Source organism: Candidatus Pelagibacter communis, from assembly GCF_001180205.1.
GTDB classification, from domain to species: domain Bacteria; phylum Pseudomonadota; class Alphaproteobacteria; order Pelagibacterales; family Pelagibacteraceae; genus Pelagibacter; species Pelagibacter ubique_O.
Map to the genome: position 1 here is coordinate 1 of NZ_CVSU01000059.1, position 2,088 is coordinate 2,088.

Annotated in this window: 2 protein-coding genes; one reads left to right on the forward strand and one right to left on the reverse strand. The window is 32.3% G+C overall.

What is annotated here, in order from left to right:
• Positions 1–1,704: alanine--tRNA ligase (gene alaS, locus AMO08_RS02425; protein ID WP_075484805.1), on the forward strand; the 1,704-nt coding region annotated here is incomplete at its 5' end.
• Here alaS and AMO08_RS02430 read toward each other — a convergent pair.
• Positions 1,696–2,088, reverse strand: a 393-nt coding sequence (locus AMO08_RS02430; RefSeq protein ID WP_256997642.1) for an isocitrate/isopropylmalate family dehydrogenase, incomplete at its 5' end; no start/stop codon positions are given. The genes alaS and AMO08_RS02430 overlap by 9 nt on opposite strands.

Sequence of the window (2,088 nt, forward strand, 5' to 3'; positions counted from 1 at the left end):
GAACCAGTTTTTTATAATTTATTTGATACTCTTAAAAATGAAATGTCTGGAAATTATCCAGAATTAGTTAGAGCAGAGTCTTTAATAAAAGAAACTTTAAAAATGGAAGAGGAAAAATTTTTAGTTCTTTTAGATCGAGGAATAAAAATTTTAAATGATGAAATATCTAAAATAGATAAAGTGTTACCAGGTGAGGTAGCTTTTAAATTATATGACACTTATGGTTTCCCGTTAGATCTTACCGAAGATATTTTAAGAAACAAATCAATGTCAATTGATACAGAAAAGTTTAATTCTTTGATGAAGGAAAGCAGAGAACTTGCTAAGAAAAATTGGAAAGGTTCTGGAGATGCAGCGGTTGAAGATATCTGGTTTGGCATAAAAGATAAAATTGAGCCAACTGAATTTTTAGGATACGAAACTAATCAAGCAGAAGGTGTCGTGTTATCTCTTTTAAAAGACAACAAAGAGGTAGATCAGTTAAAAGAAAATGATGAAGGAATGATTATAGTAAATCAAACTCCTTTCTATGGCGAATCTGGAGGACAAGTAGGTGATACTGGTGAAATAGTATCGAATGATTTTAAATTTGAAGTCACCGATGTTCAAAAAAAACTTGGAGATTTATTTGTCCATTATGGAAAGGTAAAGAGTGGATCTATAAAATTACAGGAAAGTGTGGAATTAAAAATTGATGTTGAAAGAAGAGATAATACGCGCGCTTATCATTCAGCAACCCATTTATTGCACGAGTCTTTACGAAGGGTACTTGGTACCCATGTAACTCAAAAGGGATCTTTGGTAGAGCCAAGTAGATTAAGATTTGATTTCAGTCACATGAAGCCAATTTTGAATGAGGAAATAGATAAAATAGAAGAGTTTGTAAATACAATGGTCTCTAAAAAATCTGATGTAAAAACTAGATTAATGACACCTGATGAAGCAGTTGAAAATGGTGCTTTAGCATTATTTGGGGAAAAATACGGAGATGAAGTAAGGGTTCTTTCAATGGGAGACGAGAATGGAAAGTATTTTTCAACTGAATTATGTGGTGGAACACATGTAAAAAACACTGGTGATATTGGTAAATTTAAGATTGTCAGCCAGTCTTCAATTGCTGCGGGGGTTAGAAGAATTGAGGCTTTGAGAGATAAGCAATTAGAGGAATATTTAAAAAATAAAGAAAAATTATCAAACCTATCTGCAGAAAAAGATGAGGAAACTATTAAAGATTTAAGTCAACAAATTATAAAACTTGGCGGAAAGCCAAGTTTAGAAGAAGCTGATCAAAAGACTTTAATTAAAAATTTAACTAAACAATTAGAGGCAATCTCAGTAAATACAATTTTAGAGGATAAATCTAAAAATATTATTAAAGACGAGGAAATTAATGGAATTAAGTTAAGACTTCAAAAAATAGATGGATTGCCTCCAAAAGAATTAAGAAAACTTGTAGATAAAGGTAAAAAAGATTTAGGCGAAGGTATTGTAGTAGTATTTGCAAATAAAGATGACAAGGTTGGATTAGCTGTTGGAGTAACAGATAAATTAACAAGCAAATTTGATGCAGTTCAATTTGTTAAAGTTGGATCTGAAATAATTGGTGGTAAAGGCGGTGGTGGAAGAAAAGACTTTGCCCAAGCTGGTGGACAAGACCAGTCAAAAATTGAAGAAGCTTTTGAAAAGCTTAAGGGTTTAATTTAATTTCTTTTTTAAATTACCGTCAATTTCATCTAAAAACTGATTGGTAGTTAAATACTTGCTATCAGGGCCAATAAGAGTTGCCAAATCTTTTGTCATTGATCCACTTTCCACACATTCAATACAAACTTTTTCTAAAGTTTGAGCAAATCTAATTAGTGCTTCATTATTATCTAACTTACCTCTGTGAGCTAATCCTCTTGTCCAAGCAAAAATTGATGCGATCGGGTTGGTTGAAGTTTCTTTTCCTTGTTGATGCATTCTATAATGTCTAGTTACTGTTCCGTGTGCAGCTTCTGCTTCCATTACTTTTCCATCTGGAGTTAACAATGTACTCGTCATCAATCCTAAAGAACCATAACCTTGTGCCATAGTATCAGATTGCAC